This is a genomic window from Enterococcus sp. FZMF (genome assembly GCF_030263915.1).
GTDB classification, from domain to species: domain Bacteria; phylum Bacillota; class Bacilli; order Lactobacillales; family Enterococcaceae; genus Enterococcus_D; species Enterococcus_D casseliflavus.
Map to the genome: position 1 here is coordinate 3,279,851 of NZ_CP127160.1, position 15,274 is coordinate 3,295,124.

Below are 15,274 nucleotides of genomic sequence, written 5' to 3' on the forward strand. Positions count from 1 at the left end.
GGGGCAAACAATACCATATAACATAATACCTTCTATAAAGCCTAATGTCAACGTAATTCCGCCTCTTTTTGAAAATTTTCTCCATTCGTTTTCTGCTATTTTCTCTGAAAAACGAAACTTGTTGTTGCAGGCTTCTAAAACTGAATAACTTTATGAATATCATGTATAAACTTTCATTAACAAAGTGAGCATCCACTTCTTTTCCTTAACCATCGATAATAGTATAAAAACCTGATAATCACCATTTTTATGTATAAATATTTAATTTTTCCCTTGATTTATTATTTTTATTCTGATAAGATAGCTTCAATCACTTGAAAACATGCGGAAAAGGAGTTAATAAGTATGAAAGAAAAAGTAATATTGGCCTATTCTGGAGGATTAGATACCTCCGTTTCAATTAAATGGTTAACGGACCAAGGATATGATGTGGTGGCTTGCTGCCTAGATATCGGTGAAGGTCGCGATACCCAATCCATTAAAGACAAAGCTTTGGCAGTTGGCGCGATTGAATCTTATGCCATCGATGCCCGCGAAGAATTCGCCCAAGATTTTGCTTTGATCGCTTTACAAGGCAATACTTTTTATGAAAATTCTTATCCTCTTGTTTCCGCTTTGTCTCGTCCATTGATTGCCAAGAAATTGGTGGAGTTGGCATTAGCGACTGGCGCAACGACCGTCGCCCACGGCTGTACTGGTAAAGGCAACGACCAAGTTCGGTTTGAAGTGGCGATCGCTGCTTTAGCGCCTCACTTGAAAGTCATCGCACCGGTTCGGGAATGGAAATGGTCCCGAGAAGAAGAGATTGCCTATGCGGCTGAAAAAGGAGTGCCGATTCCCGCTGATTTGGACAATCCGTATTCCATCGACCAAAACTTATGGGGACGTGCCTGTGAGTGCGGCGTCTTAGAAGATCCTTGGGCAACGCCGCCAAAAGGGGCCTACGCCATCACGCAAGAATTAGAAGATACCCCTGATGTACCGACGATCGTTGAGATCACCTTTGATCAAGGGGTACCGACCGCCATTGATGGCGAAACGATGAATCTAGCAGAATTGATCATGAAACTAAACCGGATGGCTGGCGAGCATGGCATTGGTCGGATCGACCATATCGAAAATCGTTTGGTGGGGATCAAATCACGGGAAGTTTATGAATGTCCAGGAGCGATCGCTTTGATGACGGCTCATAAAGAATTGGAAGATTTGGTCTTTGTCCGGGAATTGGCGCATTTCAAACCAATCATCGAGCAGCAATTAGCCCAAGTCATCTATGACGGCTTATGGTTCAATCTATTAACGGAAGCCTTGATTACCTTCCTGAAAAGCACGCAAGTCTACGTCAACGGGATCGTGCGTTTGAAATTGTTCAAAGGCAACGTCATTTGTGAAGGACGGAAATCTGAAAACAGCCTGTACGATGAAAACTTAGCAACGTATACTTCTGCAGATACCTTTGATCAGCATGCGGCTATCGGCTTCATCAAATTATGGGGACTGCCAAGCAAAGTGCACGCTGAGATCCAAGCACAACAGCAACTAACAGAAACATTGATTTAAGTATGCACGGCTGAAGCTGCCGCTTCAGCCGTAATCTTTTTTTGAGGTGAGAATATGGCAAAATTATGGGGCGGACGTTTTGATGGGAAAAATGAAGCATGGATCGATGCTTTTGGGGCTTCCATCACGTTTGATCAAAAGTTAGCAAAGCAAGACATTCTTGGCAGTTTGGCACATGTCAAAATGCTGGTCCATACGGGCATCATCAGTCAACCCGATGGCGAAGCGATCATTGGCGGCTTGACCACGATTCAGCAGCAATTAGCCGCTGGCGAATTGACCTTCACGATTGAAAATGAGGACATCCATTTAAACATCGAGACATTCTTGCATGAATTGATTGGACCAGTGGCAGGCAAATTGCATACTGCCCGTAGTCGTAATGACCAAGTGGCGACCGATATGCATTTGTATTTGAAAGAAGTCGTGCAAGACGTGATCACTTTGATCGCTGAATTGCGAGAAGCGCTGGTTTTACAAGCCGAAGCCAACATCTACACCATCATGCCCGGTTATACCCATCTGCAGCATGCACAGCCGATTTCTTTTGCCCATCACCTCTTAGCCTATTACAGTATGCTGACGCGTGACCAAGAGCGTTTCAGTGAGAGTTTGAGCCGCATCGATGTGATGCCTTTAGGCAGTGCTGCTTTGGCAGGAACTACCTTCCCCATCGATCGTGCCTTCACCGCTCAAGAGTTAGGGTTCAGCAATATTTACAACAACAGCCTAGATGCGGTCAGCGATCGTGATTTTATCTTGGAATTTTTAAGCAACGCCTCTTTATTGATGATGCATCTGTCTCGTTTTTGTGAAGAGCTGATTCTTTGGTGCAGCCACGAGTACCAATTCGTGGAACTGACCGATACCTTCTCCACTGGCAGTTCCATCATGCCTCAAAAGAAAAACCCTGACATGGCGGAGCTGATCCGTGGAAAAACAGGACGTGTCTATGGGAACCTCTTTGGCCTTTTGACGGTCATGAAGGGCTTGCCGCTGGCGTACAACAAAGATTTCCAAGAAGACAAGGAAGGCATGTTTGACAGTGCCGAAACCATCACGAAAAGCTTGCAGATCATGACAGGCATGATCGCAACGATGAAGGTCAATCAAGCACGGATGCAAGAATCCACTGAAAAGGATTTTTCCAACGCAACAGAATTAGCGGATTACTTAGCTGGCAAAGGCGTGCCTTTCAGACAAGCCCATGAGATCGTCGGCAAACTTGTCAGCGAGTGTTTGAGCAAAGGCATCTATCTGCAAGATGTTTCCTTGGAAGAATACCAAGCGATCCATCCTGCCATTGACAGCGATATTTTTGAAAAACTTGACTCCTATACCGCCGTCAAAAATCGTCATTCTTATGGCGGCACCGGTTTTGATCAAGTGACACAGCAAATTGAAGCCGCCAAAGCATTATTGGCGGGCAAGTAAAAAACCAGCGAAGAAAATTCTTCGCTGGTTTTTTTGTGGATTAATGACGTACGCGAGATTTCGCTGGATCGATCAATGGCGCTTCGCCTAAGTGCGCTTGGATCATCCAAATACGTTTTTCGATGGCTGTTTTGAAGCCGATGAAGATATCTTGGGTTGGATCGTCGCCTTCTTCACCAGATACTTCGATCCCTTTTTGGTATAAGTCCGCTAAATAACGGTAACCTTCCACCAATGTAGCTAAGCGTTCTGGAATCGTGCGGTCCCAGTTACCCACTTCATCAGGGATTTGAGTGTGTTCTGCCATTTCACGCAAAGTTGAATATGGTGAACCGTCTAATGTAATCAAGCGTTCAGAAACTTCATCCAATTGCTCATTTAGATCATCCATGAATTCGTCCATCATTGGATGCAATGTCAAAAAGCCAGGTCCACGCATGTACCAGTGTGTTTGGTGAACGACCATAGCCATTTGGCTTAAATCAGCAACAAGTTGGTTTAATACTTCTTTTGTTTGTTCAAATTTCATAACGATTCCTCCTCTAAATTATCTATTTTAAGGATAATACGAAACAATTAAAAAGTACAACAAAATCATCTATTTGAGAAAATTTCTCACTCTCTTACGTATTTCTTTATGAGGGGGTACGAAAAATGACGATTTTCGTGTTTTTTTTAGGCGCTTTACTCGGCTTCTTTTGGCTTTTGCTCTTACAAACCCTGTTTTGGAATCTACCAAAAAGTGATTCTCGTTCTCACTACCAGAAAGTGAACAAAGTTTCGGATAACCATTGGTTTCTTCTCCTTCCTACAAGATGGCTTTCACCCCCGTTTTATTGGGTTTTCGCCTGCTTGTGCTATGGCGGACTTTGCGGGTTTGCCTTTCATGATTCCGAAAGCTTCCTGACCTTTGTCTGGCTGACCAGTGCCTTTTTACTCAGCTTGACCGACTTGATAGACTATAGCGTCTACCCGCAACTGCTGTACCCCGCCCACCTACTGCTAGCGCTGGCACAGCTTAGGAGCGGCGCTTCTTTTCAATGGCTATCTTTAGGCTTGCTGGTTCCACTGGTCTTTTTTGTCTGGCAGGAAAAAATGGGCGGCGGCGATCTCTTAGTGCTGGCAGGTTGGAGCATTTGGCTAGTGCCAACGACCCTTTTGGCCCTCTTACTAGTAGCCAGCAGTCTTGGTCTCTTCGCTTTTTTTAGCTATCAGGGCATCTGGAAGAAACGATTGGCGCAGTTGCCCTTCGTCCCCTTCTTGAGTCTTGGTTTGCTGATTGTTCGCTTTCTAGCGTTTCATACTTTTGACGGTTTTTTTCTTTGAAGTGAAGAAAAACGGGACAGGAAAAAGCGGGACAAGTTGGCCTCATCCCGCTTTCTCTTTCTGCTCTGTTGCTTCCCCTGCCTATGATAACGGCGTCCGTTTTTTGCGATCAAGGTAGATGCCTACTGCAATTACTACTAACAACAGTCCCAAGACGACCCAACCAGCGGTCGTAGTGTCATTGGTTTTCGGTAAGTTGTCAGTTCCCGGCTTCGGTGTTTTGCCTTCTTTGACATGGTTGTTGAATACCATCTCTGCCGTTTGCTCCGCTTCAGCCACTAATTTTCCTGCTTGATCTTTGACGGTGACCGTTACTTGATAGATGGTTTCATCGTAGATGATCGTGGCGTCGTTGCCAGCTTTTTCACGAATCGTGTAACGATGTTCCCCAGCATCGTCATACGTCAATGCATCAAAGGTAATCGTTCCATTTGCGTCATTGCGTTGGGTTTGCAGAACCTTTCCAGCTTCATCCACTAATTCAAATGCGAATTCGTTGGCTTGCAAGTCTCTACCCGTCAAGACTTTCTTCGCACTTAGTACGACACTGCCTGCTTGTGGTTGATAGCTGTTTTCAAAGACTTGATCGCCTTCGTATTCGGCAACTGCGGTCAACTGTCCGTCTTCATCCGTTACAGTGACAACTACCGCCATTTCTTTCCTATCGTACGTAATCGTGCCATCGATTCCTGCTTTCTCACGGATGGTGTAGTGATACTCACCTGCTTTGTCATATGCAAGAGCATCGAAACTGATTTGTCCGGTTGCGTCATTGGCTTTTGTTTGCAGAACAGTTCCGTCTTCATCCACCAGTTCAAAATCGAATTCATTTGCTTGCAAGGTACGGCCCATCAATACTTTCTCGGCACTTAGCACGACACTGCCAGCTCGTGGTTGATAGCTGTTTTCAAAGACTTGATTGCCTTCGTATTCCGCAACTGCCGTGAGCTGTCCGTCTTCATCCGTTACAGTGACAACTACCGCCAGTTCTTTTCTATCGTACGTAATCGTGCCATCAATTCCTGCTTTCTCACGGATGGTATAGTGGTACTCACCTATTTCCTCGTAAGAGAGCGCGTCAAAGTAGATCTTGCCCGTGGCATCGTTGGCTTTTGTTTGAAGAACAGTTCCGTCTTCATCCACCAGTTCAAAATCGAATTCATTTGCTTGCAAGGTACGGCCCATCAATACTTTCTCAGCACTTAGTACGACGCTGCCAGCTTGTGGTTGATAGCTGTTTTCAAAGACTTGGTTGCCTTCGTATTCGGCAACTGCCGTGAGCTGTCCAGCTTCATCCGTTACGGTCACAACTACCGCAAGTTCTTTTGCATCATACGTGATCGTACTATTGCTGCCAGCTTGCTCACGGATGGTGTAATGGTATTCGCCCGCTTCGTCATATGCAAGAGCATCAAAGTAGATCTTGCCAGTGACATCATTGGCTTTTGTTTGAAGAACGTTCCCTGCTTCATCCACTAGTTCAAAGGCAAATTCTTCTGCTTGTAAGGTGCGGCCGGTCAAGACTTTCTCGGCACTTAGTACGACACTGCCTGCTTGTGGCGTATAGTCGTTTTCAAAGACTTGATTGCCCTCATACGTTGCTGTTGCCACCAGTTGCCCGTCTTCATCGGTGACTCTCACAACAACGCCAATTTCTTTCGTATCATAGGTAACGGTACTATCTGCACCAGCTTTTTCTCGAATCGTATAGCGGTATTCGCCGACTTTGTCATACGCCAATTCATCGAAATAGATTTGGCCAGTTGCATCATTGGTTTTCGTCTGTACTACATCGCCTGCTTCATCGACTAGTTCAAAGGCAAACTCGTTGGCTTCTAACGCGCGACCCGTCAACACTTTCTCAGCATTCAGCACCACACCGCCAGCTTTTGGCGTATAGTCGTTTTCAAAGACTTGGTTACCTTCGTATTCCGCCACTGCAGTCAACTGTCCGTCTTCATCCGTTACAGTAACAACTACCGCCAGTTCTTTCCTATCGTACGTAATCGTGCCATCAATTCCTGCTTTCTCACGGATAGTGTAGTGATACTCACCTGTTTCCTCGTAAGGGAGCGCGTCAAAGTAGATCTTGCCCGTGGCATCATTGGCTTTTGTCTGAAGTACGTTGCCTGCTTCATCGACTAGTTCAAAATCGAATTCATTTGCTTGTAAGGTACGACCAGTTAAGACTTTCTCGGCACTTAGTACGACACTACCAGCTTTTGGTTGATAGCTGTTTTCGAAGACTTGATTGCCTTCATATTCCGCTACTGCAGTCAACTGCCCATCTTCATCCGTGACGGTCACAACTACCGCAAGTTCTTTTGCATCGTAGGTGATGGTACCGTCAGTTCCTGCTTTCTCACGGATGGTGTAGCGGTATTCACCTGCTTTATCGTAAGGAAGAGCGTCAAAGTAGATCTTGCCAGTGGCATCATTGGCTTTTGTCTGAAGCACAGTTCCTGCTTCATCAACTAGTTCAAAGTCAAATTCTTCTGCCTGCAAGCTTCGACCCGTCAAAATTTTCTCAGCATTCAAAACGACACTGCCAGCTTTTGGTGTATAGTCATTTTCAAAGACTTGATTGCCTTCATAGACTGCTGTCGCAATCAACTGACTGTCTTCTTCTGTCACCGTCACAGTTACCTTTAGTTCTTTGTCAGTATAGGTGATGGTTGGATCATCGCCGGCTTTTTCCCGAATCGTGTAATGGTAATCGCCAGGCTCATTGTAAGTGATGTCGTCAAAGGTGACTTGTCCGTTACCGTCATTGGTTTGGGTTAGAATCACAGAGCCAGCTTCATCCACCAGGTAGAAAGTAAATTCGCCGTCTTTCAGCTCGCGTCCATGAAGCAGCTTCTGGACATTCAAAGTATGGGTCGTTTCTTTGATTTCTCGCTTGTTGGCTAGCTCAAAGACATAATTGACTTCTTTATCAGAGATAGTGAAGGTGTACTGAGTCGCATCTCGTTCGTATCCTTCTGGTGCGGTGATTTCTTGGATCATATAATCGCCGTAACGCAGATTGTCGATCCGATCAATGGCGTTGCCGTTTTCCATGATTTGATTGTTTTTGACCACCAGATTCGACAAGATGACTTCATAGGTATTTTGCGCATTTTTGCGGCTTAATTGGAAAACCGCTTCTTCATCGATCCCTCGTTCTTTGGTGCCATCGGCATCGTATTTCACGATCGTCAAGGAGCCATTCGTCCCAGAAGAGGTTCCGCTGCCGTCTGTCGATTTGATGGTGATTTCTTTGGTCACTGTGTGAATCTCGATCTCACTACCCGTTAAATTGACACTATTGGCCACCCGTTCATTGTTCAAAATCCCAGGATCAAGCTGTGTTTGATAAACGATAAAGTACGGTTTATCAATCATTTCTTCAAAAGCGATCACTAACGATTGCGTCCCTGCTACCACATCCGAGGTGATTTTCGGATTGTCCTCGTTGGTGAAGGTGACTTTTTCTCCTTTTTCCCAAGTGCCATTGTTTAAGACCGCTTCATACACCTCTACGATCACGGCATCGTTGGCATCGCGTAAAAAGGTGTGCTGATTGTAGTTGATGGTATCGGTCACTACCGCATTGTGGATTTTACGACTGTCAGCGTTGATCATGATTTCCCAATCGATCAACCGATTGTTGTCGGCATTCTGGCTGCCGTTTTTCATCAACCAGTCCGTTTTTGCGGACTTGTCGACTTGGCCATCGGCAGTCAAGGTTGTGTCATTGTCCGTCAATGTGATGGTATTTTTGTAGGTAAATACCTCTTCAGCTGCTTCGGTTGCCAAGAAGACCGCCAGTGTTTCAGACGTTTCTTTCAGCAAGGTGATCATAACTTTCTTCGTATCAGGATCATAGGTGTAGATGTAATCCTCGTTCTCCACCAATTGTTCTTTCAGCGCTCTGACTTGCGTCGTATACCCAGTTACTGTGACCGTGTAAAGCGCCAAGTCTTTCAAGGTTTGGCCTTCTTGCAGCTGGTCAGTGATGACTGCATCTTTGTTGATTTTTTCTTTGTACGTATTGAATAGCCCCATCCAATAGACTTGATCGCTCGAAGCGGTCTGCTCATCAAAAATAGTTCCTAGATTCCGACCTAATACGGCGGTAATCGCTTTAGCGACATCTTCCCCTTCACCAATAAATAGGCCGTATTTCAAGGCATTTTTTAACCAACTGGTGTCCATCCATGTATTGGTTTCAGAAGCTTCCGTGAACGTATTGCCAGCTTCGTCTTTATAATGGACAAACGCTGCATTACTAAAACGTCCGGTAGAGCTGCCCGGTAACGTACCCTGTTGCACGATATCAAAGCTAGTTTTGAAATTAACAGTGATCATTGCCGAAGTCGTTTGGTACGCCCCTTGCAACTTGATGCGAAAACCCGTCTCAAGTTCCTTCGTTGTGCCATCCGTCAGTGTTTTCGTTTCTTTGATCAGCTCCAGCGTATAGTCGGTATCAAGAACCAAAGGCTCGGTCACGCCGCTCGCCGTCACTACCAGCGTATCCGCCAACAAGGCCAGTGCGCTGCTGTTTGCGCCAGAAATCAATTGATAGCGGTCTTCGATGATCAGGTCGCTAACTGTTTGCTGATTCGTATTGGCATCAATCTTCCATGCGACAGTCTTTGTCTCATAATCTTTGGTGCCAGCTGTTTTCACGACACCGATCGTTTTGGTTGGCGTCACGATCCCACTGCCCGTCAACGAGGTATTTTGATTGTCGCGGACCGAAGCGTAGTTGTAAATACGGGTATCGGCTAAAACCGATTCATACAGCTGGGTATCGTATTGAATCTTGTAGTAACCGGCTTTGGCAAACGTAATACCAAAGCGTACGATTTCCCCCTCTTTGTCCAGCTGGTACGTCCCATCAAAGGACCAATCTTCTGCTGGAATCGAGTTACCATCTTTGTCCGTGATCACCAAAGTCTCTGGCACAAAAAAGTGCAGGGCTTTTTCAGGATCCGTTCCTGAATAGGTCTGATCCAAAACTTTGGCTTGGTCTTTGTCCAATGTGACGGAAATTTCCCATGACGCACGTTTCGTTTCTTGATCATACCCTTTGAACCGTTTGTATTCTGATTGTTCATCATAGGTCACCGTTGCTTCTGCGGTTTTTTCGGTAAAATCGCTACCGTTGATTGTTGCCGTGTTTTTGAAAGAAGAAGCCGTTGGATCGGTGACTGCACTGTTGATGACGATGCGGACCGGTTGATTGACGGTTTGATTGAAGGTAAACGTGTTGTTGACGCTGTTAAAGGTATATAAGCCATCGGTTCGAACCCACTCTTCGGTAGCTTCATCGTACAAGTAGCCCGTCGAGGTACTATAAGATAAGCCTTGGGGCATCTTATCGGTGATCACCACATCGTGCAATTCACGACTGGTTTGGTTAAAAATAATTTCCCAGACCACTGAACCGCTGGAAGTCACATTACCAGTCTTAATGATATCGACTTCATAAATCGGCAATGTAATGATGATCTCAAGACCATCTTCATCGTAGATCCCAGTATGAATCGTCACTTCTTCAGTAACAGTACTCACACTTAATTCCGTGATCAGATCAATGGTCCCCGAACGATTGGATAATGTCTGTGCGGCCTCATTAAACGTGACAGTCAATGTACCATCATGATCCAAGGTAAAGGTTCCGATCGATTGTCCGCCAGAACGAGTCAATTCGCCGCTAACGGTATTATGAATGGCAAAATAGTCTGGCAATTGATACGTATAATAATCGCCTGCGCGAATTTCTTCCGTGTCTGCTAACGACCAGTCAAAATGGATTTTGATGTTGCCGTTATACATCGGTGGATTTTCGGCAGTGAAGGGTTGATCCTCTAAGTCAGTGATCCGAACATTATCAAATAGCTGCACGCCCCGTTCATTTAGGTTGGCACTAAGATTCTCCGCGGTAGCCGAAGCTTCCGTTTCCGTCTCAGCATCTGGTGCTCGCGGTTGAATACTGTTTTGATTCAATGTCGAAGATGCTTGGGTTTCTTGACTCTCGCTAGAGACGGTAGTTGGTGCTTCTGTAGATTGAGTAGTCGTAGGTTGTGTTTCCTCTGTCCCAGATGAGTCCGTCGGTGCTTTTTCTGAATCGATCGTTTCGCTCTCTGCTTCGCTACTTGCTAGCGTTTCTGTCGTCCGTTGCGTGCTATCGGTTGCGTTAAGTGCTTCCGCCAATATGATCGTTGGTTCACAAACAATTGAACCAAGCAACACCAGCAAACATATATAGATAGAAAATGGCTTTTTCATGATTATTCATTCCTTTTGTATAAAGTTTTTTTATTCAATTGATTTCGGAAGTGCTCCACGAATAAAATTGTTCAACAGTGAGCAAGATATCCCAACAAACAACTGCTTTTTTCCCCCTCCCCATGATTCTACGATTTAGGTCTTTGCTACTTGCATCAAACGTGTTACTACTATCCCACACTTCTATTTTCCCAAATTATCACGTGGTGATGTATTCAAAAAAAATTCAATAGGTAATTTTTTTGAATACATGTAAAAACGTGATACTATTTAGTCAAAAGGAGGCTTGGAGGAAAATATGTTACGGAAATTGTTATCATCCACTTCACAAAAGAAACTACAGCTGATTGAGTATTTATTGGACGATCAAGGGACCAGTCTTCACGATTTAGCACTGAAATTTTCTATCTCCATGTCCTCAGCAAAAACCTATATCGCAGAAATTGACAATGAATTTTCGTTTCTGGACTTACAATTTGATGATTTTTCAGCGGTTCGCTTGCACTTACATCCCTTTGCTACTCGTTTGGACATTTACAGCCACTTTTTGAACCGTTCTTCTGCGTTTCAATTACTGGAATTATTGTTTTCTTCCAGTTTTACCAGTTATGATATGCTGGCGCTGGAATTAAATTTAAGCAAATCATCGATTATTCGTTTAATCAAGAGGATCAACTTGATTCTGGCTCCTTTTGATTTCTTTATCGCAACCAAACCTATCCAGTTAAAAGGCAATGAAAAGAATATTCGCCAATTTTTTCTGATTTTCTTCTTGGAGAAATACCAATATGAATTTATCGACGCCAACATCAATCAAGAACAGGAATTTTTGAAAATCGCCCATATTATGGCAGCAGCGACGCCCTTAAATCTCTATTTTTCCGATATCAAAAAGATCGCTTTTGTCATCTATATCAATACGAAGCGTGACCGTTTTGCTGCCTCTGAAACCAATGCGGATCATATCGAGTATTTTTTAGAAAAAATCGACTTGAGTGAATTTACTGGCTACACCCGTGCCTATGTAGAAAAAATGGTTGGCTATGTCACGACGCACATTGGGCAAGACCCCGCTGTCTTTCGCAAAACCAAACAAGAATTTTATCATTTGACGAAGCAATTGTTTCGAAAATACAACTACCGTGAAAGCAATTTTGAAGAAAAGCTGGATGCCGTCGTCTTTTCCTATTTTCTTGGGATCAATCTGCAGGTTCCTTACTGCATTTTGGATGATCGCTTCGCCCGCTTTGTTGCTAATTGTGATTTTGTTCAGCAAGCAGTTAACCAAGACATCGTTCAGCTTTTGACCCATTCGAGTTTACCGATCATTCGACCAAGTACGATCAATTACCTGATTTATATTTTTCATACTTCTTTTCCCAATTTTGCCAAAGAAATCATCGACGCCAATGCTGGCTTTCGCTTAGCCTTGTTTTATGATACGAATAGTTACCATACGGAATTTATCCAGACGAAAATTCAACAGTTTATTCCCTATCAGCTAACGATCACGATCTTAAATCCCCTCGATTCGTTTTCTCTGACTATGCTGGATGAGACCTATGATCTGATCATCGGCAATCTAACACCTTCCAGTAGAAAAAATCTGTTTCATTATGCGGATATCAATCTGACTTCAAATGACTTGGCTTTTATTGCGCAGCAGATTCAGGAAAAAGGGATTCGTAAGCTACAAGAAAAGAATGCGCAATAACAAAAAACACCCTCGAAAAGCCGCAATTTAGCGATTTTTGAGGGTGTTTTTTGTTGTTTATTTACTATTTAATTTTGTTCACTACGCCATGGCTGGACGTTTTGCTGGCGATACAGAGCTGCTTTCCCAATTGCATTGAAGAGGGTCATTTTTTGCGTAACCACTGCTTTGGCTGCCTCAATACATTCTGGGTAAATGGCATTTGGATCCCACAATTCCGTTTCTGCTAAGATTTGGCGGCATTTTTTATAAAAGGCGTATTTATAGTCAGAGGAGATATTTACTTTTTGGATACCGATTGCCACGGCCTGAGCGATTTCTTCATCGGGATTGGCCGATCCGCCATGCAACACCAATGGGATATCGACACGATCTTTGATTTCTTGCAAGACATCCATTTTTAATTCCGGTTTGATATCTTTTGGATAAATACCATGGGCAGTTCCAATCGCAACTGCTAGTGTATCAATGCCTGTCTTCTCAATGAATTCTTGTGCATCTTCTGGACGAGTATAAATCACTTCGGAGACGCCCCCTTCCACGGAGGTTCCCGTATTGCCGATCGTTCCCAGCTCGCCTTCGACAGATACCCCAATCGGATGGCAAATCTCGGTAATCTGTTTTGTCAGAGCAATGTTTTCTTCAAAAGGCAGCAACGACCCATCGATCATCACTGAGCTGAACCCGCAATGGATCGCTCGCATAATACTCGCCAGACTGTCGCCATGATCCATATGGATCACGATTGGCACAGAACTGTTTTTCGCTCTGGAAACCGCATAGTGGAAAAATTCATCCTTTGTAAAGGCCAATTCTGTTGGGTGGACCGCAATGATGGCTGGTGCATCGTTTTCTTCCGCTGCTTCGATAACGACGCGTAAGAAGTTGCTGTCTGCGACATTAAAGGCACCAACAGCAAATTGATTTTCTTTGGCAACGGTCAGTAATTGTTTCATATTGATCAACATATAAGTGTGCTCCATTCTTTTTTAAAGTGATTTGTTTTTTGATCCAGATAATTCGATATACTCTTTGACGACTGCTTTTCCTGCTTCGATGGTTTGGTGGATCAGGGTCGGATAATCGCTCTCGGGATAAGCATCCAGCTGTTGATTCAGGGCATTTCTTTGGGCTTTCATAAAATCAGCCCCTACATTGATTTTATTGATTCCTAGTGCCACGGAACGCAAGATATTTTCTCTGCCGGCTCCCGAGCCACCATGCAAAACCAGCGGCAGGTCAGTGGCTTCTTTGATGGTTTGAACGATATCAAAGCGAAATGCCGGGCGGTACCCTTCTGGATAATCCCCATGACTGGAGCCGTAAGAAAGAGCGAGACAGTCGACCCCGGTTGCTCGAATAAAATGGATGGCTTCCTCTGGATCGGTATACATCCCATCGCTGGTATACTGATCCCCAGCTACTGCTCCCATGTCTCCAACTTCTGCTTCGACACTGGCATTATAGGCTTGCGCAAATTGCACGATCTCTTTGGTGATGGCGATGTTTTTTTCTAAAGGATGCATAGAGGCATCCATCATAACGCTTGAGAACCCTTCGTGGAGACATTGTTTAACGAAGGCAATATCCTGTCCGTGATCCAGATTGATGGCAACCTCCACATTGACATTTTCCGCCATTCGAATGATCGGCTGGGTTAAGTAACGATGATCCAGATGGGTCTTTAAATGGTCTTGGAGCAAGTCAACTATAATGGGTGCATGTGATTCTGCCGCGGCATCGATTACAGCTTTAGCGGTTTCTAAGTTAAAACAATTGATCGCCATAACCGCATAGTTTTCTCGATTGGCTTTTTGCAGCATCTCTTTCATTGATACATACATTTTCTTCGCTCCTTCTCTTAAGAAATTTCAATCGACGAAAAATCAACGTCTTCTTCCTCTTCGACGATCGGCGTTTCAACGGGTGCCTTTTTCAATGCAAACAACAAAAAACCGGTAATGGCAGAACCAATCAGTAGCGCAATGGTAAATTTCAGTGGATCCGTCATGGCAGGAATGATGAAGACCCCTCCAGATGGTACTGGTGAACCGACACCCCAAATCATACTTAGACCACCACCAACGGCTGCTCCGACCGTACAAGAAAAAATGACGCGAAACGGATCAACGGCAGCGATCGGGATCACCCCTTCTGTGATCATGCAAAGCCCCATTGGAAAAGCGATCTTGATGTTGTCTTCTTCTTCCGTAGAATATTTGGGTCGGCGTAAGAGACGAGAGAGGACCCAAGAGATCGTAACACCGAATGGCGGCACCATTGAAGCTAAAATTTTCACGGCTTCGGGTTCTTGAATGCCTTCCAGTAATAGCCCATCAGCAAATAGCGAGGCGACTTTGTTGACGGGGCCGCCAAAATCAAAGGCAGCCATACCACCGACAATCGCGCCAAATAAGAAATTTCCCGAGCCTTGCAGATTCGTTAAGAAGGTAGTCAACGCCTCAGTAGCCCACACGATCGGTACACCGATGACGAAGAACATCAAAGCACCAACGATCAGTGTCGACAAGACCGGTACGATCATCATTGGCATCAGACCTTGTGCCCAACGTGGTACTTTAAGGTTTTTTACTAAGAATAAGACCAGATAACCTGCGAGATAGCCTCCTAACATTCCCCCTAAAAAGCCTGCACCAATCGCATTGGCAATCAGTCCCATAAAAAGACCAGGAGCGATTCCTGGACGATCGGCAATGGAATAGGCGATCGCGGCAGCAATCACCGGCGCCAGCAGTCCCATCCCTAAAACCCCCAGCGAGACCAGTGCATCCGGGATCGTATAGGCAGCATCGTAATTTTCAATGACCGTGCCGTTGGCAAGATTTCCGATAGCGATTAAAAGCCCAGCTGTTACAACGACAGGTAGCATATACGAGATGGCGGTTAAGGCATGTTTTTTCAACTGCAGCTGTTTCATCATTTGTTTCATCCCCCTTTGAATTT

General features: G+C 44.7%; 9 protein-coding genes. 4 read left to right on the forward strand and 5 right to left on the reverse strand.

Annotated elements, in window-relative coordinates:
* Window positions 1-345: 345 nt before the first annotated feature.
* Together QN079_RS16040 and argH are read left to right on the forward strand one after the other, a co-directional pair.
* The gene (locus QN079_RS16040; RefSeq protein WP_289230139.1) at window positions 346-1,560 is read left to right on the forward strand and encodes an argininosuccinate synthase; all 1,215 of its coding nucleotides are present in this window, start codon (window positions 346-348) and stop codon (window positions 1,558-1,560) included.
* Window positions 1,561-1,614: 54 nt separating this feature from the next.
* On the forward strand, window positions 1,615-2,994 hold the full coding sequence (gene argH / locus QN079_RS16045; protein WP_289230140.1) for an argininosuccinate lyase: 1,380 nt from the start codon (window positions 1,615-1,617) through the stop codon (window positions 2,992-2,994).
* 40 nt (window positions 2,995-3,034) lie between these two features.
* Here the strand turns inward: argH and QN079_RS16050 are convergent, their stop codons facing one another.
* Window positions 3,035-3,523 (reverse strand): Dps family protein, encoded by a 489-nt coding sequence (locus QN079_RS16050; protein ID WP_005230382.1) that lies wholly within the window; start codon window positions 3,521-3,523, stop codon window positions 3,035-3,037.
* A gap of 125 nt (window positions 3,524-3,648) precedes the next feature.
* On the opposite strand from QN079_RS16050, the gene QN079_RS16055 reads away from it, so the two are divergent.
* Window positions 3,649-4,320, forward strand: a complete 672-nt coding sequence (locus QN079_RS16055; protein ID WP_289230141.1) for a prepilin peptidase — start codon at window positions 3,649-3,651, stop codon at window positions 4,318-4,320.
* A gap of 81 nt (window positions 4,321-4,401) precedes the next feature.
* On the opposite strand, the gene QN079_RS16060 is transcribed toward QN079_RS16055, so the two are convergent.
* Window positions 4,402-10,596 carry a Spy0128 family protein gene (locus QN079_RS16060; protein WP_289230142.1) on the reverse strand — a complete coding sequence of 2,065 codons (6,195 nt, stop codon included), beginning with the start codon at window positions 10,594-10,596 and terminating at the stop codon, window positions 4,402-4,404.
* A gap of 298 nt (window positions 10,597-10,894) precedes the next feature.
* Between QN079_RS16060 and QN079_RS16065 the strand changes: the two genes are divergently transcribed.
* Window positions 10,895-12,310 carry an AcpB/EbpR/MafR family transcriptional regulator gene (locus QN079_RS16065; protein ID WP_289230143.1) on the forward strand — a complete coding sequence of 472 codons (1,416 nt, stop codon included), beginning with the start codon at window positions 10,895-10,897 and terminating at the stop codon, window positions 12,308-12,310.
* Window positions 12,311-12,378: 68 nt separating this feature from the next.
* On the opposite strand, the gene QN079_RS16070 is transcribed toward QN079_RS16065, so the two are convergent.
* Genes QN079_RS16070 through QN079_RS16080 form a run of 3 tightly spaced genes read right to left on the reverse strand, consistent with a single transcriptional unit; the run spans window position 12,379 to window position 15,251 of the window.
* Entirely contained in the window at window positions 12,379-13,278 is a 900-nt protein-coding gene (locus QN079_RS16070; protein WP_005230365.1) for a ketose-bisphosphate aldolase, read from the reverse strand.
* 21 nt (window positions 13,279-13,299) lie between these two features.
* Window positions 13,300-14,154: a class II fructose-bisphosphate aldolase gene (locus tag QN079_RS16075; protein ID WP_289230144.1), complete on the reverse strand. Its 855-nt coding sequence runs from the start codon at window positions 14,152-14,154 to the stop codon at window positions 13,300-13,302.
* Window positions 14,155-14,171: 17 nt separating this feature from the next.
* Window positions 14,172-15,251, reverse strand: coding sequence for a PTS fructose transporter subunit IIC (locus tag QN079_RS16080; RefSeq protein WP_289230145.1), 1,080 nt, complete (start codon window positions 15,249-15,251; stop codon window positions 14,172-14,174).
* Window positions 15,252-15,274 lie beyond the last annotated feature (23 nt).

Bases quoted from the DNA above. Each gene is read 5' to 3' on its own strand.
- QN079_RS16050 (WP_005230382.1), bottom strand. From the start codon at position 3,523: ATGAAATTTGAACAAACAAAAGAAGTATTAAACCAACTTGTTGCTGAT.
- QN079_RS16065 (WP_289230143.1), top strand. From the start codon at position 10,895: ATGTTACGGAAATTGTTATCATCCACTTCACAAAAGAAACTACAGCTG.
- QN079_RS16060 (WP_289230142.1), bottom strand. From the start codon at position 10,596: ATGAAAAAGCCATTTTCTATCTATATATGTTTGCTGGTGTTGCTTGGT.
- QN079_RS16080 (WP_289230145.1), bottom strand. From the start codon at position 15,251: ATGATGAAACAGCTGCAGTTGAAAAAACATGCCTTAACCGCCATCTCG.
- QN079_RS16075 (WP_289230144.1), bottom strand. From the start codon at position 14,154: ATGTATGTATCAATGAAAGAGATGCTGCAAAAAGCCAATCGAGAAAAC.
- QN079_RS16070 (WP_005230365.1), bottom strand. From the start codon at position 13,278: ATGTTGATCAATATGAAACAATTACTGACCGTTGCCAAAGAAAATCAA.
- argH (WP_289230140.1), top strand. From the start codon at position 1,615: ATGGCAAAATTATGGGGCGGACGTTTTGATGGGAAAAATGAAGCATGG.
- QN079_RS16055 (WP_289230141.1), top strand. From the start codon at position 3,649: ATGACGATTTTCGTGTTTTTTTTAGGCGCTTTACTCGGCTTCTTTTGG.
- QN079_RS16040 (WP_289230139.1), top strand. From the start codon at position 346: ATGAAAGAAAAAGTAATATTGGCCTATTCTGGAGGATTAGATACCTCC.